Source organism: Halovulum marinum (genome assembly GCF_009697225.1).
Classification (GTDB): Bacteria; Pseudomonadota; Alphaproteobacteria; order Rhodobacterales; family Rhodobacteraceae; genus Halovulum; species Halovulum marinum.
Genome location: NZ_WIND01000033.1, coordinates 1 through 19,255 on the forward strand (window position 1 = coordinate 1; position 19,255 = coordinate 19,255).

At 63.2% G+C, this 19,255-nt stretch carries 18 protein-coding genes; 5 read left to right on the forward strand and 13 right to left on the reverse strand.

Annotated features, from left to right (window positions below; translation table 11 throughout):
• The coding region (locus GE300_RS23375; protein ID WP_233417263.1) for a hypothetical protein at positions 1 to 229 on the forward strand (229 nt) is incomplete at its 5' end.
• Positions 230 to 367: 138 nt separating this feature from the next.
• Here GE300_RS23375 and GE300_RS20865 read toward each other — a convergent pair.
• From GE300_RS20865 to GE300_RS20880, 4 genes are read right to left on the reverse strand one after another with little or no spacing between them, the layout of a single operon-like run.
• Positions 368 to 712, reverse strand: a complete 345-nt coding sequence (locus GE300_RS20865; RefSeq protein ID WP_154449425.1) for a DUF2190 family protein — start codon at positions 710 to 712, stop codon at positions 368 to 370.
• Position 713: 1 nt separating this feature from the next.
• On the reverse strand, positions 714 to 923 hold the full coding sequence (locus GE300_RS20870) for a phage head-tail joining protein (RefSeq protein WP_154449426.1): 210 nt from the start codon (positions 921 to 923) through the stop codon (positions 714 to 716).
• A 2-nt stretch (positions 924 to 925) separates the two neighbouring features.
• Entirely contained in the window at positions 926 to 2,779 is a 1,854-nt protein-coding gene (locus tag GE300_RS20875) for a prohead protease/major capsid protein fusion protein (protein ID WP_154449428.1), read from the reverse strand.
• Positions 2,772 to 4,184 (reverse strand): phage portal protein, encoded by a 1,413-nt coding sequence (locus GE300_RS20880; protein ID WP_154449430.1) that lies wholly within the window; start codon positions 4,182 to 4,184, stop codon positions 2,772 to 2,774. Before GE300_RS20880 ends, GE300_RS20875 begins: the two co-directional genes overlap by 8 nt.
• Positions 4,185 to 4,442: 258 nt before the next feature.
• On the opposite strand from GE300_RS20880, the gene GE300_RS23380 reads away from it, so the two are divergent.
• Complete coding sequence (locus tag GE300_RS23380; protein WP_233417264.1) at positions 4,443 to 5,261, forward strand: hypothetical protein; 819 nt, start codon at positions 4,443 to 4,445, stop codon at positions 5,259 to 5,261.
• Here GE300_RS23380 and GE300_RS20890 read toward each other — a convergent pair.
• The 7 genes from GE300_RS20890 to GE300_RS20920 all read right to left on the reverse strand — a co-directional run bounded on the left by GE300_RS20890 (position 5,206) and on the right by GE300_RS20920 (position 13,304).
• Positions 5,206 to 6,543, reverse strand: coding sequence for a DNA cytosine methyltransferase (locus tag GE300_RS20890; RefSeq protein ID WP_154449432.1), 1,338 nt, complete (start codon positions 6,541 to 6,543; stop codon positions 5,206 to 5,208). The two genes, GE300_RS23380 and GE300_RS20890, sit on opposite strands and share 56 nt — an antisense overlap.
• A gap of 186 nt (positions 6,544 to 6,729) precedes the next feature.
• Positions 6,730 to 8,541: a phage terminase large subunit family protein gene (locus GE300_RS20895; protein ID WP_154449434.1), complete on the reverse strand. Its 1,812-nt coding sequence runs from the start codon at positions 8,539 to 8,541 to the stop codon at positions 6,730 to 6,732.
• Complete coding sequence (locus GE300_RS20900) at positions 8,531 to 9,040, reverse strand: hypothetical protein (RefSeq protein ID WP_154449436.1); 510 nt, start codon at positions 9,038 to 9,040, stop codon at positions 8,531 to 8,533. Before GE300_RS20900 ends, GE300_RS20895 begins: the two co-directional genes overlap by 11 nt.
• Before the next feature lie 360 nt (positions 9,041 to 9,400).
• Positions 9,401 to 12,067 (reverse strand): PriCT-2 domain-containing protein, encoded by a 2,667-nt coding sequence (locus GE300_RS20905; protein WP_154449438.1) that lies wholly within the window; start codon positions 12,065 to 12,067, stop codon positions 9,401 to 9,403.
• Between the two features lie 3 nt (positions 12,068 to 12,070).
• Positions 12,071 to 12,400, reverse strand: a complete 330-nt coding sequence (locus GE300_RS20910) for a hypothetical protein (protein WP_154449440.1) — start codon at positions 12,398 to 12,400, stop codon at positions 12,071 to 12,073.
• Positions 12,397 to 12,642, reverse strand: coding sequence for a hypothetical protein (locus GE300_RS20915; RefSeq protein ID WP_233417265.1), 246 nt, complete (start codon positions 12,640 to 12,642; stop codon positions 12,397 to 12,399). Before GE300_RS20915 ends, GE300_RS20910 begins: the two co-directional genes overlap by 4 nt.
• Positions 12,643 to 12,653: 11 nt before the next feature.
• Positions 12,654 to 13,304 (reverse strand): hypothetical protein, encoded by a 651-nt coding sequence (locus tag GE300_RS20920; protein WP_154449442.1) that lies wholly within the window; start codon positions 13,302 to 13,304, stop codon positions 12,654 to 12,656.
• A 187-nt stretch (positions 13,305 to 13,491) separates the two neighbouring features.
• Between GE300_RS20920 and GE300_RS20925 the strand changes: the two genes are divergently transcribed.
• The 3 genes from GE300_RS20925 (at position 13,492) to GE300_RS20935 (ending at position 16,011) form a co-directional block, all read left to right on the forward strand.
• On the forward strand, positions 13,492 to 14,595 hold the full coding sequence (locus tag GE300_RS20925) for a site-specific integrase (protein ID WP_154449444.1): 1,104 nt from the start codon (positions 13,492 to 13,494) through the stop codon (positions 14,593 to 14,595).
• A 79-nt stretch (positions 14,596 to 14,674) separates the two neighbouring features.
• Positions 14,675 to 15,460, forward strand: coding sequence for a phage minor head protein (locus GE300_RS20930; RefSeq protein WP_154449446.1), 786 nt, complete (start codon positions 14,675 to 14,677; stop codon positions 15,458 to 15,460).
• A 146-nt stretch (positions 15,461 to 15,606) separates the two neighbouring features.
• Positions 15,607 to 16,011, forward strand: a complete 405-nt coding sequence (locus GE300_RS20935; protein WP_233417266.1) for a hypothetical protein — start codon at positions 15,607 to 15,609, stop codon at positions 16,009 to 16,011.
• A gap of 586 nt (positions 16,012 to 16,597) precedes the next feature.
• Here GE300_RS20935 and GE300_RS20940 read toward each other — a convergent pair.
• Both GE300_RS20940 and GE300_RS20945 read right to left on the reverse strand, forming a co-directional pair.
• Positions 16,598 to 17,548 (reverse strand): hypothetical protein, encoded by a 951-nt coding sequence (locus GE300_RS20940; protein ID WP_154449449.1) that lies wholly within the window; start codon positions 17,546 to 17,548, stop codon positions 16,598 to 16,600.
• Between the two features lie 6 nt (positions 17,549 to 17,554).
• Positions 17,555 to 19,180: an ORC-CDC6 family AAA ATPase gene (locus tag GE300_RS20945; RefSeq protein WP_456064540.1), complete on the reverse strand. Its 1,626-nt coding sequence runs from the start codon at positions 19,178 to 19,180 to the stop codon at positions 17,555 to 17,557.
• Positions 19,181 to 19,255 lie beyond the last annotated feature (75 nt).

Here is a 19,255-nt window from a genome sequence, read left to right on the forward strand (position 1 = left end):
TCGTCGTCCATCCCGTCGCTCCTTCACTGTAGAAGGAGCCGTCAAATCTGAAAGTGCGAAAGATTCTTTACGTTATCTGCTCGAACGCCTCGCCGCGCTCAGCGCCGACCATTTCGGATGCAGTCCGGAGGACGTGAACTGGGGCCATGTCGGGACGTTGGACAACTACCGCGCCCGCCTCCGAGAAATCACCGACATGGCGTTCCGCGAGGGCGAGCATGCCGATTGAGCGAGCCGAGGGTGTTGCAGTTGGAAACACCCTTCCCGCGAAAATGAACCGAAGGACGAGGATGCGCCAGCACAGGGATGTTGGAGACTAAGACATCCCCAAAAAAGGCGTTGGAGTTCACAACGCCTTTTCTGCGCCTCACGCCGCCGCCGTCGCTACGCCGTCCAGCCGCACCGCGACGCTGGTGACGCCGTTCCCGGCCGCCTCGACCGCGGTGCCGATGGGAAACCGCCCCGCCGCCGGGGTGTTCACTTCCTTCGCCGTGTTGTCCCACGCCACGCGCGCGCCGAGGGTGAGCACCGCGGCACTGGCCTTGGGCAGCTGGAACACGCCGGTGGTGGAGAGCTCGACCGGGTCGCCCTCGGCCGAGGAGTAGGCGGCGATGCCGAAGATGCTGTCCACGATGATTGCGTCGCCCGAGGCGATGCCGCCCGCCGGCGTGGTGACGCGGACGATGTGGCCGTTCTGGAGGTAGTTCTTCATCTCAGAGCCCTTTCGAGGATTGGATGCGGACGACCGAGATGCGGTCGGTCGCCCCTGCGATCTGCCGGTTGAGGTCCGCGAGCGCGGCGGCCATCTCGCCGTCGCTCGCGTAGGTGACGCGCTTGCCGTCGTATTCGACGGTGCGGACGCCGCGGTAGCGCGCGGCCATCAGGGCGTCGCGCCAGGCGGTGAGCTGGGCGAGGTCGGTCATGCTCACGCCCCGGCGTTCATGAACCAGCCGCGATGGTCGATGAAGCCCGCTCCGAAATCGAGGATCACCCGGATCTCGACACCGTCCACGTCCCAGCCCGAGCGGCTCTCGACCTGCGGGCCCTCAGCGCCAGAGAGATAGGCGAACTCCAGCCCGTCGATCTCGCCCGGATCGGCGGTCACATACCAGCGCGTAGCCGAGCTGAGGCGCGGCTCGACCACCAGCGAGAGCGATCCGGAGAACGGGTTCACGTCGGCCGCCGTAGCGGGCGCGATGGAGGCCAGCCACTTCTCGGCGGTGGTCTCCAATGCGGGCGGGACCAGCAGGTTGCGGGGCGTCACGCGGATCGTGCGATCCTCGATGCCCTTCTGCGTGCGCAGCGCCAGCCGGGCCGCGGAGAGCGTCGCATCGGAGATCGCCGCACCCGTGCCCGCCTTGTTGCCGTGATCGGCGTGGAACAGCGTCTTGCCGTCGGACATCGTCGGGCCATTGCCGCTGCCCGCCTCGAGCAGGGTAACGAGGATCCGCGCCTCGGTCTCGGCCGCGGCCTGGCCCATGCGGCGCGCGAGGTCAGAGAAGGCGCCGAGGTCGTCGTTGACCAGCACCTGCCGGGTGATGCCGATCTTCCGCGCCCAGGTCTCGACCTTGTAGGCCTCGCGCGCCTCGGCCATCGTGCCGGCCTTGATCTCGCCGTGCTCGTTCAGCTTCTCCAGCAGCGGGGCCTCGCCCAGCATGATCTTGTTCACCGCGCGGAAATCCCGCGCCGTGGTCTGGCGGCCGAGGCGGCGGATGCCGGAAGGCGCGGCCTGGTAGGCATCGCGCAGCACCCGGCCCACCGTGTCCCCGAGGATGATCGGGAAGTCCGAGGTGGTGTGCAGGGCGCGGGTCACGAGGCTCGCGGGCGACAGCGCCATGGTGGACTCGCCGCGCAGGGTCAGCAGCTCCTTCGCCAAATCCACGGGCGTGGCATACGCGTAGCGCCGGGCAGGCTCGCTCAGCTCGTGGCGCGGGTTGATCCGGGCGTAGAGCGCCTCCCCCATCTGACGTGCGCGCAGCGCCGGGTCATCATGGCTGTCGCCCATCTCGACGCGGACCTGTTCGGTGCGGATCGCGGGCGCGGATCGCTTCGCCAGCGCCTCGAAGGCCGCGCGGCGGGCGGTGTCGGGATCGGCGCCTTCGTCGATCTGGCCGTCGATCCAGGCCTGGTCCAGCCCGGCGATGCGGGCGATGGAGCGGATCTCGGCATTGGCCTCGGCACGGGTCTCCTTCTGAGTCTCGGGCGGGGCTGGGGTGGTGGTCGTGTCGGTCATCTCAGTCTCCATGCGAATGTGGGCGCCGGGGTCCGCGGGCGTCGGCACCAGGGAAATCTCGTGGGGCGTCCAGCGCACGGCTGTCAGCACGCGCGCGCCGTTCTCGGTCGTCTCGGCCCAGTCCTCGACCGAGTAGCCGACCGAGACATGGCGAAGGATGCCCGCCAGCACGTCCTGCCAGACCGGCTCCACTTCGGGCCGCGCCGAGAACTGGATGACGGCGGTGCCGCGCTTGCCGTCGACGGCGGCGCTGCGGACGGAGCCGAGCACATCACGGACGGCGGTCTGGCGGTGTGCGTCGAGCACGCTGGCGCCTTCCAAACGCGACAGGTCGACAGCTTCGGGTGCGAGGCTCAGCCGCTCGATGTATGGCCCCGCCATGTCGCGGCGGCGCACGGGCGCGCCGGTGGACCAGACAACTTCAACGTTGCGTTCTTCAACGTTGACCGTCTGCGGCTTCAGGCTGGCACGCCGGGTCAGAAGGCAAAGGTTGTCGTTCCCGACGTTTGAGCGCGTCGATGCCCGGGTTGTCTCGGTGTCAGCCATCGGCCGCCTCCTTCTGCTGCGCTGCCGCCGTCTGGCCGAACGCGAGCCCCAGCCCCTCAGCGCGCGCGCGGTCGGCGGCGATCTCGGCGTCTACCTGTTCGGCGTCATAGCCGCGCTCGGAGATCGCTTGGGACCGGCTCTTGAGCCCCGCGCCGATCGCAAGGATCTCGGCCTGCACGTCCTTCATCGGATCGACGTAGTCGAACTTCGGCGGCAGCCATTCGCAGCCGAGGTAGGCGTCCGGGTTCCTGTCGAAGTCCCGCGCGGGCAGGTCGCCGGTCAGCACCGCCAGGCGCACGAACCGCTCCCACACAGGGCGGCAGAACAAGTGGACGACCACGTTGTGCTGAAGCTGCTCGACCCGGCGGCGGAACTCGATCAGCCCGGCCCGGATCGAGGAATAGGTGACGCCCTCCAGATCGCCCGACACCAGCTCGTAGGGCAGGCCCAGCCCCGCCGCGACGGCGCACAGGTGGTTCTTCACGAAGGGCGCGTAGGCGTCGTGCTCGGTCGGGTTCGAGAAGCGGATGTCGGTGCCGGGTGGAAGCGGGATCAGGCTGCCGGGCTCCATGCCCACCGTCAGCGCGCCGCCGGTGTTGCTACCCGAGAGCCCGCCCGCCGTTCCATCGGGATCGGTGATGAAGCCGGTGAACAGCGCCGCGACCTTGGCCTTCACCAGCGCGGCATCCTCGAACTGGTCGAGCTCATGCAGCCGCAGCAGCACCGGCGCAAGCCAGGTGATGCCGCGCAGCTGGCCCGCCGCGAGCGGCTTGAACAGATGCAGGCAATCGGCGGCGGGGACGCGGAGCGGGTCCATGCGGAGAGACCCCAGCGGATCGCCCGGGCGGGAGGACAAGACCCGATAGGAGACCCGGCGACCGGCGGCATCGAACTCGATGCCTGCCCGGATCCGCGCCCCGCCACCGATCTCGCGGTGCAGGTCCATGGGAACCTGCTCGCGATCCAGAAGCTCGAGGTGGAGGGGGATGGTGGCGGCGTCGCTGGCGACACGCAGCCGCGCGAAGCTCTCGCCGCTCTCGACCATCGCGCGCACGGCCATGGCTTGCAGCCCGTAGAAATCGGCCAGCCCGTCCGGGGCGGCGTGATCGGTCCAGCGCAGCCAGAGCGCCTGCAGCCGCTCGCGCACCGCGCGGTCGGGATGGGTGGACTGCGGCTTGATCCCGGCGCCGACGACATTGCCGACCAGGCTGTCCACCGCCGCCGCGACCCACGGGTTGTTCCGCGCATACCACCCGGCCCGCCGCGACGCCGTGGTCGCGCCCGCCAGGATCGCCGCGTTCAGCCCGTCGACCGTCCGCGCGCCCTCCCAACGCCGCCCGCCACCCGCAGCGTCGAAGCCGCGAGCGCGCGCGAGGCCGAGAAGGCGATGGAGGAAGGTCCGCATGGGCGGCAGAATCGCCCGAAGCGGACCCTCAAGCTATTGGGAATGTTTGGGAATCGCCTTTGCCGCAACCTGTCATCCCGGCTTCCAGACGACGGCGCGCGTCGCCCACGGAGAGCGGCAATTGTGCTCAATCTAGTCTGCTGATAGTTCTTGGGTGGTCTGAGCCGACGGTTGAGCAAGCGAGAAGCGTCATCTGTTGGCTTCCAACAACGTTCGCGCGCGACCTGGACTCCGGAAGAAGAATTGGTGATCTGAACAATGACAGTGGCATTTGACTATGTGACAAACCCTAATGCGTCGATTTTGGGGCCCAGAGGCCACGCCTTGCAGCCGTACGAAATTGAGCAGGCGGTTCATCGGACCCGCGCAATTGTTGACAAGTTTGCCGTTTTTGAGGTGAACGTTTTTGAAATATTAGGAATGCGGAATTTGAGCGCATTTGTTGGTGAGGTTTTTGCAGCAGCAATGATCTTGGAACATCCTGAACTCTTGCGGAAGAATCCGCATCAAGATGGATATCCCGACCTACTGCTCATGGACGACGATGGTAGTGCCGCGTGGAGTGCCCTTTCAAAGCGGTTGCGCGAGAAGGGACCTTTCAGTCCATTTCCGACTGGAGGCTTTGAGGTCAAGGCTACTTGTGGCAGCGTTCCAACACCAGCCGCATGCTTGAAGCGAGGCTTTGAAAAACCAGACATCGGAGAGCAACGTATTCATGCCGCTACCGGATACGATTGGAAAGCGCATCATCGAGAGACCAACCATCTGTTCGGGATCTATTGGGATTTCATTGAAGGTTGTCCGACCATCGCGGGCGTGTTCTATCGAGCTGATCTTGTTGAAGATGATTGGGGAAGAATCGTTCAGCCGAAGGAGGGCGGCGGCCGTACAACCTCGGTTTCGATTATGACGCGCGACGGCGTCAAGAAAATGTACGAAGGATGGGTGACTGTGATAAATTCGCCTTCTTACGCGGCGTTCTTTGACAAGCGAAATAATGGGAAGCTGATGGCGTCTGCAATCAAGCAGCTGCAGCCGTCGAGCGGCGTTCAAGCAGCGTTTCAATTAGGTGCTTGAAGATCGCTTCCAAGCCCATTGGGGGGATGCTTTCTCCGATGATCTCTCGAATGGTCTTGTCGGATAATTTCTTGCCGTCGTCTCGACCCCAAACGAAATCATAAGCATCAACCGTGTGTAGTATAAATGCTTCGTGGAGTGAAAGTACCCGATGTTCCCTAGGATGCAATTTCTGATCAGAGCACGCGTAGGATAGGTTTCTTGTCAGCGCACTAGCTGGCAGGTTGCCACGCATGCGCTTGTATGCGCTGGTGAAGCCAGACATTAACCGATACTCGTCTCCGTCTTTTACCCAAGGTCGTGGCAGAAGTTCGCCGCATTTCAAGCAATTCAGAGGAGTATCGCGATTGGCCTGATTGATACCTTCTGAATTGTGTTTTGATCCGTGCGTCGGATTTTTGTCGAACCCGCAGGCCGGGTTTACGCACTGATTGTCGAATGCACCTTTTCCTGGCGGCGTATTTGAGACCCAGAAATATTTTGCGTCGTCAAGTGTCGGAACACGGTGGTACGGGATGTTCTTGTGTGATGCCGTGCGAGCATGGGCAGCATCGAGTGACGGCACCTCGGTGAGTGCATCGTCCACGGTCACCCATGGACGAGTGAACAGGCTTGGGTATTGAGAGTGTGTGGGCGCTGGTAAGACTGTCCACTTCTTGAGGTGCGCCGACCGTGCAGACTTGTGTGTGAAAACCGTGATCAGCCTTTGACGCCGCTGTGGCACCCCATAATCAGCGAACTCAACAATCTCCCAGCGCCCCTCATAGTCGGAAGCAAGGAGTTCCGAGATGAGCTCAAGCAGGTCGCGCACCTGACCCTCGTGCTCAATTAGAGCATTTTGCATCTCGGGCACATTTTCGAATACCACGAGTTTCGGCCGCAGCGACAACGCGATCTCTACAGCGTCAAGCGCGAGTCTATTGCGCTCGTCGAGTTTTGGTTTCACTCCGCTTCGAACACCACGAAGCAATTTCCCACGACCATTCTTGGACATTCCCTGGCAGGGGGGCGTAGCGAAAAGGATGTCAAGAGGCTCACCATTAAGTCGGTCCTTTGCCTCTTGTATGATCTGGTTCTTGGTTTCGCGAATATCGCCATCAACCATTGTCGTATTGGGATAGTTGGAACGAAACACGGACGCGCGGTCAGGGAGAAGTTCAGATGCGACCAGCACATCAACCCCAGCTGCGTGAAGGGCAAGATCACCGATACCACCGCCGGAGAACAGGCTAACACCTGTCAGAAGTCTTAGGTCTTCCGTGGCATCTTTATGTGATTTCATTCGCCAAGCATCCTCGCACTCTTCGACGGCAGTCTGACTTTCCGACCACACTCGGTGGTATCAGCGACCGTGTCGTTGTCGAGATATTGCGTAGCATGAAAGCTCTCAAGTAATCCAGTCGATAGTCTTTGGCCGAGAAGACAGGGCTCATGGGACCTGCGGATGGAAGGGCAGATGCGAGGCCCGCTAGCCCATCCACGCCGACCGGATGACCGGTGCGACCACGGTACTCGGCTGCGCAGACACCGACGAAGCCACCCCCTCCACCTCCTCGTTTAGCCGCATCCCCATGCTGATGAGCCCATGCAGGGCGGCGTGGGCGTAGACGAAGGTGTCGAGGGCCTCGTTGCGCTCGCCGTCGCGCTTGGGTTGCCAGGATCGGATCGGGCGTCCGCGCTCGAAGCGGGTGACGACGCGCTCGGCGGTCAGCTGGCGGAAGTAGTCGGCGTCGAGGCGGCGGGGGAAGTGGATCGCGCCCGGGCCGGGTTCGGTGAGGCGCAGGCGGGCGTAGACGGCGTCCTTCACCGCGTCCACGCCGACAATGAAGAGCGGGATCTTGCCCTTGTTCGTGCGCGTCGGGCGCCGCGGCCAGACCGGGATGCCGGGGCCGCCGCGGCCCTTGATCGCCCAGATGCGGCGGGCGAGGCGGGTGCGGCAGAACTCGTAGGCCATCTTGGTGTGGTGGCCGCCGGTGTCGATGGCGGCGGCGCGCACGGGCAGGTCGATGCCCGCCGGATGCGGGAAGGTCGCCTGCAGCACCATGTCGAGGTCGGACCAGAGGCGCGGCCCGGACGGGTCGCCCCAGAGCACGCGGTAGTCGATCACCCACGCCTCCTCGTCGCGGCCCCAGCCGAGGATCTGCACCTCGATCCGGTCGCCCTGAACGTCGACGCCCGCGGTGAGCACGGCGACGGAGGCGGGCAGCGCCTCGCCCCAGTCCTCGCGCCGCGCCATCAGCGGATCGGCCGGAACGGTGTCGCCCGCCTGGTCCTCCCAGGACTCGCCCAGCTTGGTGTTGACCCAGACCTGCAGGCGCGCGGGATCCTTGCGCACGCGGCCATGCTCGGCGGCGATCTCGGACCATGTCTCCCAAGGGGAATAGAGCGCGGAGAGGTGGAAGCCCGCGGTGCGACCGTCGCCCTCGGCCGTCGCGCGCCAGTCCCCGGCCGCCAGCAGGCGGGGCTTCTCGTGCTCGTGGTGGATGCCGCCGCAGACATCGCAGACCAGATTCGCCTGGTCGCGTCGCCCCTCGGGCCAGCGGATGCGCGCCCAGGTGATCGGGGCCATGTCGCCGCAATGGAGGCAGGGGACGTTGTAGAAGCGGCGGTCGCTGTGCTCGAAGGCGGCCTCGATGCGGGAAAGGCCCTTCAGCGTGGGCGTCGAGACCATGTAGATCTTGCGCCGCCCGCGGAAGGTCGCGGTGCGCTGGATCGCCAGATCGACCGGGTCGCCTTCGCCATCGGCATCGCCGGGATAGCCGTCCACCTCGTCGAGAAACAGGTAGCGGACGGGCGTGGAGCGCAGGCCGACGGCGGAATTGGCCCCGGTCATCACCAGTTGGCCACCGGGGAAGGATTTCCGGAACAGGCTGTTCCCGGCGTCGCGGGAGCGGGGCGCGGCGACAAGCTCGCGCAGCGCGGGCGTCGCCTCGATCAGGGGGTCGATGCGCACGGTCGTGTTCCGCCGCACCATGTCGAGCGAGGGCATGACCAGCATGGCGATGCCCGGCGCGTTCTGGATGATGTAGCCCAGCCAGTTCAGCCCGGCCTCCGAGCCGCCAGTCTGCGCGCCCTTCATCAGCACGACGCGCTCGTAGGGGCTCGCGGTCGAGAGCGCGTCCATCACGTCGCGGAGATAGGGCGTGCGGTCGGTGCGCCAGCGGCCCGGCTCGGCCGAGGTGGGCGGCAGGATGCGATGCCGGTCGGCCCAGTCCGACACCGGGATCGGCGGCTCGGGGCGGATGCCGCGCCGCCAGGCGAGGTCGATGTCAGGCGCCATCGCCGAAACTCCCCAAAGGCAGGTCGGCCAGATGTTCGAGATGCTCGCGCATCATCCGGTCGAGGGCGGCGAAGGTGGCGCGGGGATCGGCGCCAAGCTCGGCGGCGAGCAGCGGTGCGCTGCGCTGGACCCATGCCATGTGCGCGTCACGTTCGGCACGCGCGCGCGCGAAGACCGTGCGCGTGGCGGCGGCGGTCTCGATCAGTTCGCCCCTCTCGCGCTCGTAGGCCAGCTTGGCGCGCTGGACCTTCACGATCTCATGCAGCCGCTTCGCCTCGGCCAGCGTGGTCGCAGCGCGAGCCGGGATGGCAGGACCACCCTTGTTGCGCCGCGCCGGGTCGAGGTTGTCCTCGATCCAAGCCAGCCCCACCGCCACGTCGATCCGCCCGTCCGCGCGTACCGGCAGACCCTCGGCCACCAGCTGCGAGATGCGCCCCTTGGTCAACCCGACCCGCGCGGCGAAGGCGGTCTTCGTTTCATGGCTGTCGAGTTTAGTCATTTCCGCCCCCTGACGCTGGAGAGCTTATGCGCTGCGCGTCCCCACATACGGATCGGCCCGGGAGGAACCGCCCGGCGGCCCGCGATCCGGCGTTCCCGACGGCTAACGGCGGTTCTGAAGTTCTCGCGGGCCGTTCCGGGCGTCGCCGTCCGTTCACGAGTTGTCTGGTGGGTTTGGTGGAGATCAGGGGTTTGTTTCGGTCCGCTCCTGAAAACTGTCACGTCATGCGTCGCGGCGTGATGCATGGCGTCATGTGTCGCGACCTTCCACGTCGCTGACACTTCGGGCGACAAACACAGATATCGGCCGGGAGAAATCCACCAAAGCCACCAAACCCACCAGACGGATCGGGAATGAACGTTACGCATCGGCACGGCTCCGGAGAGTTTCAGAACCGTCGTTGATCGGCGCGGTGCCCGGCTCCGCGTGCTCCAGCTGCCAGCGCGTGAACCCTGCCGACACGCCCGCGTTGACCAGGCGCAGCCCGCCCACGATCCGGTTCTGGTGCGATCCGATCCACTTGCCGAGCCGCCTGCCGTTGATCGCGCCGCCTTCGCCAGCGACCCGCAGCAGGGCCTCGCGGAACTCGGGATGCACGAACTCGGCGCGGCCGTAGAGCTGCGGTCGCTGCTCGGTTGCGCGCTCGATCACGTCGCGGACGTTGGCTGGTTGCAGGCCGATCACCTCGCGCCAGCCTTCCAGGACCGAGGTCAGCGCCTCGAGCTTCGGGTCGGCTCCGCGCAACTCCTCCATCGTGTCGCAGGGATCGGCCTCGCCCAGCCAGATCAGGGCGTCGCGGACCCAGCGCGACCAATCGGTGAAGGAGCCGAGCGGCGCGCGCTGCTGCGGTCGGCCGGCGATGTGGAAGGCGCGCAGGACGGTCAGCCCGGCCGAGACGTAGTCGCCGCGCCGCTCGCTCACCATGGCGAGGGGATCGCGGTCGAAGGCGCGCAGCTCGGGCCGCTCCACCCCGGCATCGAGCGTGGCGCGGAGCGCGCGGCGGGTCATGTCGCCCTCGAAGGTGAGGTTGTTGCCGGTGGCGAAGATGGCGGCGTTGCTCGGCACCTCGGCGTTCACGGACTTGCCGAGGATCCGGACCTTGAGGCTCGTCTGCGTCATCGTCTGGCACAGAAGCTCGCCGCCCAGCGGTTCCTCGCAGTTGTCGATGGCGATCAGCACGTCGCCTGCGATCAGCGCTGCGCCCAGCCGCTTCTCCATTTCCTCCTCGGATTTCCCTTGCGCGATCACTGGCGCAGGCCGGGCGGTGGCGATCAAGCTCGCGAGGTCCACCAAAATGGATTTGCCCGTGCCAGCCGTCGGCGCGTTGAACCCGTGGAGCGGGGCTGTCGGCAGCGAGCGGCGCACCAGCGCGGTCAGGATGGCCGAGAGGGCGACGGCGCGATCCCCTTCCGTCACGAAGGGAAAGGTCGAGATCAGGTCCTTGAGATACGCCAGAGCGCGCAACGCCACGTCCCGGTCGGGATCGCGGGGCAGCGCGGGAAACTGCACATCCTGCGGATCGAACAGCAGCCCGGTCTGCGCATCGTAGCCCGGCAGGTCCAGGAGCGAACCGTCGGCCCGCAGGGTCGGGCAGTTGATGATCCCCGTCAGCACCGGCAGGCGCCACTGGCCCTCGCGCGCCAGGAAGGTCTCCGCGATCCTGTGCGGGCAGTCGGTGCTGAGCCACTCGCCCTCGCGCTTGTCGAACCGCTTCCAGTTCGCCGCGCGGGTGAAGGCCTCGGCCATGTGGTGCGCCTTGACGTCGACCAGCCGGGGGGCGTCGACCGTGCGCCCGTCCGAGACCGCCACCGGCACCATCGCCGGGCGCACCACCATGCTGCCGCGCTGATAGTAGCCGAGCCCCGCCTGCATCAGCGCGCCCTCGGCCATGTCTACGGCCCGGTGCAGGAAGCCCGCAAAGATGCGGATCACCGGGCGACCGTCTCCGTCGTCATCGTCGGCATCCTGGCCGTCTGGAACACGAGCGCGCGAGGTTCGCACCCGCTCCACCCGTTCCGCGCGCCAGCCGTTCTGCCGTGCGAGCCAGAACAGCGTGCCCACTGTCACGCTGCGCACGGACGAGAAGCTGTCCCATTTCTCGGCGGTGTATTCCGGATCGTTCTTGTCCGCCCTCGCCGACCAGCTCTCCCACAGGTCGCGGCCTTCCGGTCCGAGCGCAGCGTAGAGCGCGAGCCCGACCTTGATCCAGTCGTCGTACGGCAGGTCGTCGTTGGCGATGTGGGCGACGGCCTCCTCGACCAGCTCGCGCGACGGCGCCTGGTTCCGCTTGAGCCCCGCGGCCTTGCGGCCCTCGCGTTCGATTTCGCGGCGATCGGCGGTGCTGTAGCCGCCGACCTTGCGCAGGTACTTCTCGGCCGCGGCGATGAACGCCGCGCACCGCTCCTTCGTGACTGGCGGCAGCGCGTGCAGCGGCACGTCGAGTGGCGAGCATTCGGGCCAGTAATAGGGTGCCTTCGTGTCCGGGTGGATACCGAAGGCGACGAACTGCTGTCCCGTCGCCAGGATCTCGACGCGCGCCACCGTGCCGTCGAGCATATGGAACTCCGGCGTCTGGAGCTTGTCGAAGGACTCGTCCGTCCGGAACGTCAGCAGGATCTTCGGCGCGCGCCCGATCCGGCAGGCGGGCGTCATGCCGAGCATCTCGGTCGCGATGCAGGTCACCCGGTGGGCGTGCTGGTGATCGAGCACATCGATATCGATCCCGACCAGCGTCCCGCAGAGCAGGCCCGTGTTGGTGCAGTTGCGCTGCGCCTTCGTCCAGCGGGCGATCTCGGCCTCGTCGGCGCTGGCGCAGACCGTCTCCCAGCCCTTCATCATCGGCCGCTTGCCCGCGGCCTTCATGGCGACATGCGCACCCAGCACAGGCACCGGGCGATAGCCGTGGCGGTGCAGCTGCAGGCGCAGTTCGGTCGGGTCCTCAAGCTCGGCGGCGGGCGCCGCGGTTGACGCATCCGCCGACGTCTCGGCACGGGTCATGTCTTCGGTCGTGCGGATGGCGTCCTCCATGGCTCACTCCCCGTCCAGGACCCAGGCGGCGAAGTCGTCGTTCCAGTGCTCCTCCGGCCCGTCGCCGCTGCCGACGAACCGGACGAAGCCGTAGTAGACCTTGCCGGCCAGATGCCGCGGGTCGCGCTCGTAGGCCGTGGTGGCCCGCAGATCGTGCTCGAGCTCGGCGCGGAGCCTGTCGAGTGCGGCGAGGGACCGGTCGGCCTCCTGATAGGTCAGGGTGCCGGGCACCGCCGAGGTCATGACGTGCATCAGCGCGTCACGGCAGTCCCGGAGGCGATTGCCGATGACAACGTGATCGTCGGTCGAAAGCGGGATGCGGAAGTCGCTCATCGCGCGGCCTCCTGCTGCTCGATCCAGTCGAGAAGCCGCGATTTCCGCGCGCAGATCACGTTGCCCATGCGGAAGGTGGGCATCCGCACCTTGGCCTCGCTGGCGTAGTAGTAGACCTTCCGCCGCTCCTTCGCGTCGCCGAAGACGAAGAGCGCGATGGCGTCCGCGCCCCGCAACAGATCCTCGGCCAGCGTCGGGCAAACCTCTCCTGTGGCGGGTCCAGCCCGCAAATGCTCCTGCATGTCCTGTCCTCCTAAGTGCGGATCAGCGCGCCGAGCGCGATGATCGTTCTCTGACTGACGGCGAACGTGACCATCGCATCGCCGCCCTCGTGAAATCCGGATGCCTCCATCAGCTTGCGCAGCTGCGCCTTGGGAGGCGCGAAGCTCGCGATCATCACGGTCCGGTCGGGCAGTAGCCCGTCGCTGGACCCGGCGAGGGAGACGGACGCGGTATGGAACCGCCGCTCGACCTCGATCTTCATGAAGGGGAGCATCACGCCGCCGAGCGCCGCATCGAGCGCACCGTCCCGCGCCGCCGCGATCAGCCCGGCCAGCATCTCCCCGAATGTCCTGACCTGCGTCAGCGCCCGCATGGCTTCGGGTAGCGGAAGCCAGGCGTCCTGCTCGTCATCGGGCATGGTGTCCTGGCTGTGCAGGTCCTCGACGGGGAAGTCCCAGAACCGCTGCGACACCTCGACCGCGTCCTTCACCTGATCGGCCGCCATGATCGCGAGCAGCAGCCGAGCGCAATCCTCGGGCGTCATGTCGGCCGCGCCGGGCCCGCGCCCGCCGGTGGAGATCAGCCGCTCCTTCCGCAGCGCGCGCGCGATCACCGACACCGTCTGCTCGGGCATCGGCAGCACCTGCGCGAGGGTGGGGATGAGGTCGCTGAGTTTTGCCATCGCGGCGGGGTCTCCTGAGCTTGTTTCAGACTTTAGGTTCAAAACCTCTGGCGCACAAGAGGGTTTCGGACTAAAAATCCATTACTGGCTTCCGAGGCGGTCGGTTTCGCCTCGCTATGCCGGAAGAAGAATGGCAATGCGGAAGGCTGACGATGCTCAACGCATTGTCAGGAATAGGGAAAATCGGATGGCGACGATCCGGAAGCGAACACTGCCCTCGGGCTTGGTGCGCTGGCAGGTGGATTTCACCGACCAGGCCGGCAAGCGCCGCTCGAAGCTGTTCCCGCGCCGCAAGGATGCCGACGTCTATCTGGTGAAGGTCCGCTCGCTCGTCGCCAACAACACCTATCTGGCCGACAGCGAGAGCATCACCGTGGCCGACGCCGCCAAGGCGTGGCTCGACCATTGCGAGGTCCGGTGCAAGACCGGGCGGCGGATGGAGCGGTCCACCCTCCGCGGCTACAGCGACTATGTTCGGTTGCACATCACGGTTCCCGACGTCGGGATCGGGGACAAGCTGATCGTCCAGCTGACCCGCCGCCATGTAAACGAGTTCCGCGACCGACTGCTGCTGAACGGCCGATCCGAGCATCTGACCCGCCGCGCGCTCTCGGTGTTGAAGCTGCTGCTCGACCACGCCATCGACAACGGCCAGCTGTTCACCAACGCCGCGCAGGGCGTGCGGGTGATCAAGTCGAGCCGGATCGACTACAAGGCGCCGGTGCCGTCGAAGGAGACGATCCGCGCGCTGATCGAGGCGGCCGACGAGGATTTCAAACCGCACCTGATCGTCTCTGCCCTGACCGGCCTGCGCGCCTCGGAACTGCGCGGCCTGCGCTGGTGGGACGTGGATTTCGAGAAGAGCTTCATCTACGTGCGCCAGCGCGCCGACGCCTACAACCAGATGGGCGAGCCGAAATCGCGCGCGGGCTATCGCGACATCCCGGCCGGGCCGATGGTGCTGAACGCCCTTCGCCGCTGGAAGCTGCGCTGCCCGAAAAGCGACCTTGGGCTGGTCTTCCCCGCGCCGCGCGGCGGCGTCCTTCAGCACACCAACACGCAGTCCCGGTTCCGCAAGCTGCAGGAGGAGGTCGGCGTGAAGCTGCGCTGGCACGACCTGCGCCATTTCGCGGTGTCGCTCTGGATCGAGCAGGGCTTCTCCATCAAGGAGGTGATGACCTTCGCTGGCCACTCCTCGATCCAGATGACCATGGAGCGCTACGGCCACCTGTTCCCGTCGCCCGACCACCAGAACGCCATGGCCGAGGTCGAGGCCAAGCTGCTGGGGTGATCGGCATCGCGCGGGCGGTTAACGCGATCTTTAGTCAAATCCTCGATGATCGTGCGGCCGACCGCAGAGGCCCTCCATCATGACCATAACCTACACCGAGGCCTATCGGACGGCCTTCGTCGAATATCTCCGCAGGGGAACACCGATCCGCCTGTCGCTGAAACAGGCCGGGATCACGGATCAATATGTCTGGCGCACCCGGCGCGACGAGCGCGTGCGCCGGTCGCACCGGATGAACGACGGCCGCGTGTTCTCGTGGTCCGATCCGCCCGCCACGGGGCATCCCAGCGATGACTACAACTGCCGCTGCGAAGCGGTCCCCTTCGTCGCTGGCGAGACCGAGTTCGGATTTCACGAGTTCACCACGAGCCTCGCGTCGAGTAATCATCGGTGGACTGACCGCGATTTCCTTCGCCACTACTATGATGGTGGAGGTCGCGCGGTGACGCTGCTGGAGATCGGGCACCTGCGAGAGATTGCCGAGCAATACGCCTATGGCGATGGGACCGAGGGCGCGTTCCGCCGCCTCGCGGACCAGATCGCGGATGCAGCGCGCGCGTCCGGCGTGGGCGCGCTCAGCTACGACTTCGGCGCTCCGTACGATTTCGGTGATGTCGCATATTCGCATGGCGACGGCGTGGTTCGGGGAATCTTCGTCGGGCGCGTGGATGACCGTGGCGCGATGCTTCGGATCACCGGCGAGACCACCTTCGAGTTCAGCGACATTTTCGAGGATCCGCTGGATGTCGGCATCGAGGCCGGCGGCACGCCGTATCCGATCACCGGCAACTGGACGGCGCGGTTCTCCGCCGAGGTGACGAAGGACGCCGGTCGCAGCGAGTATGGCGTGGTCGGTGGGCGGTGACGTCCGGGCCGCGATCTCTCGCGGGCACGTTTGCCCGATACACGCTGCTCGGTTTGGCCGGGCTCCTCCTCCTCTGGGCTTTGGTCGCCGGTGCGCGGTGGGCGATGAGTTTCCAGGAGTCCGTGACACTGCCAAATGGGTTGCAGTTGAGCCGTGAGTTCGACTGGAACCGCCACGGCCGCTGGGATTTGTTCGCGGAGAATGGCCGGACCCGGCTGGCGCGCGATGTGGAGTTCGTCTGCTTCAACGACCGGTACGTTTTCGTGCAGTCGTACGACCGCGGGTTCACCGGCCTCTATGACGCCGAGACCGACAGCAGGCTGCCGGTGGACTACTCTGACGCGATGGACATCAGCGGCCTCGACAAGCCCGGCGGGGGCTGCAACGGATACTTTACCGGCTGGGTCGGCCCTGGCCTCCTGCTCGACGACGGGCGCCCACCTTTCGTGCCGCCTTGCGCATGGCGAAACGTCGACAACGAGGCGTTGCGCGACCGGGCGTGGTTCGAGCGCCCCTGTGCGCCGGGCCCGTGGCCTCCGGAGCGGCAATGACCCCCAGAATATCGGATTCCCGTTCGTTCCCAACGGTTTGCGTCTGCTCCGTGCGACACGTGAATGACGTTGTGAGCGTGAATTTCGCCTAAGAGGCTGATTTCACGAAGCTATTCCGGCCCCGTCGGGTTGCCTCATAACCTGAAGGTCGTAGGTTCAAATCCTACCCCCGCAACCAAAATTCCAAGCATACTCAGCAACTTGGCCGCCTTCGCGAGAGGGCGGCTTCTTCTTGTCCAGCGCCCGTGGAAGCACTGTGGAAGCACACAGTGCCAGGTCAGAGGTGTGGCGGTGAGGTCACGGGCAAGCCAGGTGTGGGGGGCAGGCGCTGTGGGGTGCCGTTTGTGGCAAAGATAGGTCCAATGGACTGTTTCCTGTGAATTCAGGGATGTGTGGTAACCGCACTTGCTGCTTTGCAAGCGGGGCAGGGTGGGCCAAATGCCAAGGCTAGAACGGCGAGGATGGAAGTTCGCTGCACGCCGGAAGCAGTGTGCGCAACGTTGGGGAAGCGAACGCTTTCCGTAGCCACATCGACCACGATAAAATGGCGTAGTGCTGGCATTCTACTTCGTGAGAAATTGTTACATTATGCCTTTGACAACGGCTCAATACTTTTTGCGTGAATTGCACCAACGTTGAATACCGCAACATTACCGTCAGTTTCTATATCCAAAGGTTGAGCCAAACTTCCGGATGAAGTTCGCCAAACACAGATTTGCGGCGCATTCCGGATTGCTAATATAATGCAAGTTGCTGAGAATATTTTTGGGCCTAGCGGAATCAGCACTGGCCGAAATTTGTCAAGTAAGCCGTAAACCATAGATTCTAACTTTAAGTAAGTGTCAATTGGCTCCATAATGGAATACGGAAGTAAATGTCTGTGCCCAGCATCTTCGATCAACTGTTGGTTAGCAGTTTCAACCGCGTCTATGAATCTTGGATCAGGACCAAAAGGCTGGAAAAGCCGTACTTCTGGAATTTCTAAATAGTCCAAGCAGCCGATGGCCCGGCCAGGTTCAAATCCCAAACCAATAATTGCACACGGTGGTTGAGCAAGGTCGTTCGACCAGCCGGATAGTTCTCCAACTACTGGTTCAGATATGTGGCTAGGAAGTTCATCGATCGGCGGTTCGTAATACTTTGAGACCGCATAAGTGCATTTTAAATCAAGCCTGCCCCTCAGCGTTTTGTCTAGCGACAAAAGAACTTTAGACATCAATCTACGTGAGCTACATGATACATCAAATAATACCGTAATGCGTTCATTTTCTGGCTTAAGTTTAGCGTTTTCCTGAATTATAGATTGGAGTCTAGATATATAGTCTCCGTCTAGTGATAGAAAAATCCTGTTTTTCATTTTATCGAATTTGGCGCGATTCGCATCGTAAGCAAGGCCGCTTCTCGCACCATAGTCCAGTATCACCGTCTGAGTAACGTTCCCATATACTTCCTCTGCCACAAATGTCGCTCGGCTTTCATACCCACATACAGCCAACAAAAGATCAAGATCTGCAATTTTCAACTGCGACCAATCCATCAATCCTCACTCCACAGTAAACGGTAAACGGTACTGCGTTAATGCCTCTGGCTGTCTCCGGCGCGCAGCAGTTCTAGTATGTAGTACGGTGGATAGCTTCACCGTTTGACCAGCAACGGTTAGCGGTAATTTGTAGGTCGGGCATAAGGTATAGGCCAATCTCAACCTGGTCCCGACTAGCTCATTCGAATGGTTATCAAGATTCGAGCCCGCTCCCCGCTCCTCCGGCATACGGATTAAAACGCCGGCATTAATCGCTCTTCCTACAAGCCCCCGGATCTCTTTTGATATGCCGCTGTCAATTTGGATTGTGGAGTATGGTTCTGGTCGAAAATCTTCAAGTAACTGATCCGATTGAAGAAATCGACCAATGACGTCAACGAGTTGCATTATTGATTGAACGTCGTCCTTCCCGACGGTTGGGATTGCCGAGAGACTAGCTTTGTATCTATGAATCGTTGCGTCAATCGATGCCGTTTGAACAGCCTCAGAAACGGTGCTGTTTTTTCGAATGTACTCATAAATTACGGGCCGCATTAGGTTAATAAAAATTCTAGGATTTCCTTCCGATATCGCAAAAAGGGAAAACGGACCGGAATAAATAGTCGACGCTTTACGACTACGAAAGTTTCCCTTTGATGTAATAAATTCTGCTCGCGTTAAAATAAATGGTATTGCCTTTCGGAATTGCGCTTGCACATTTTCTTCAAAGTCAGCGACCTCGTCTATTCGAAAGCGCTTTTCTTTAAGCCAGCGCCGAAACCCGGCGTCTTGCTTTTCAAGTTTGAGCGCTCGGCGAAATATTTTCCCATTCGGGGCTCTAAGGTTTGATATTGTAGTCCGCCTACTACTTCGACCTCCGTCAAACCACCCGTCGCCTAATACATACTCTGGACCATCAGACGGAGGCCCTGAGGCTTGTTCAATCATCCCCTCGAACAGATCCTTACAAAAGGGGTAGGCGGCTTCCTTATAGGGATAGCTTAGGTCCAAGACCTGGTAGTCGTTGCCAGACTCAGGCGCATTGATGGAGTCGAGCTCTTCTAGTTCGGAGGTGTGTGGGAACAGCGAAAGCTTAAAGATCACATTGTGCGATGTACTGCGCAATAACTCGAATAGGTCCTGCCGGATCATAGCCGGCGCAATCTCCAGTTCATCACATAGTATAGCCCATTTACGACCAGGCTGAGCGATGGCTTCGTTTGTTTCCTCAATTCCGTTGATCACTGGCGACACGGGGTGAAGCTTCACGAAATCCGGTACGGCTGATTCTGGGTCTCTAATTAAATCGTCGATAACAATCTGGAGCTTAGACAATTGGGTCCTTATCGCGGCACGAACGCCGGAGAGGCTATAGACTGCTGGCTTTACAAGCCAAATTTCTGAAAGCGTTCGTGCGAGTTCAGTTTCGGCGGCGTCTTCAAGGTCTACGAGAAATCGCGATAAATTACTGTTCGATAATAGTTCCTCGTCGCGCGCATCGGCCAAGCTTTTTAGTAATGCAAGGCATAGATGAAGGCGGAAAGATGTGCGTCTAACTTGTGCGCGCGTGTGTGTGTCGGAAATGGCTTTGCTTCCGGCTTCGAGTTGGGAGCCCCACAGAACATCTGTGCCTAAGAAAATTGAATGAATGAGCTACTCCCCATTCGTTGGACAGTTTCCTACGCGATTTAAGCTACTCTCTGCCCCTGCTGGTCGGTTTCGATC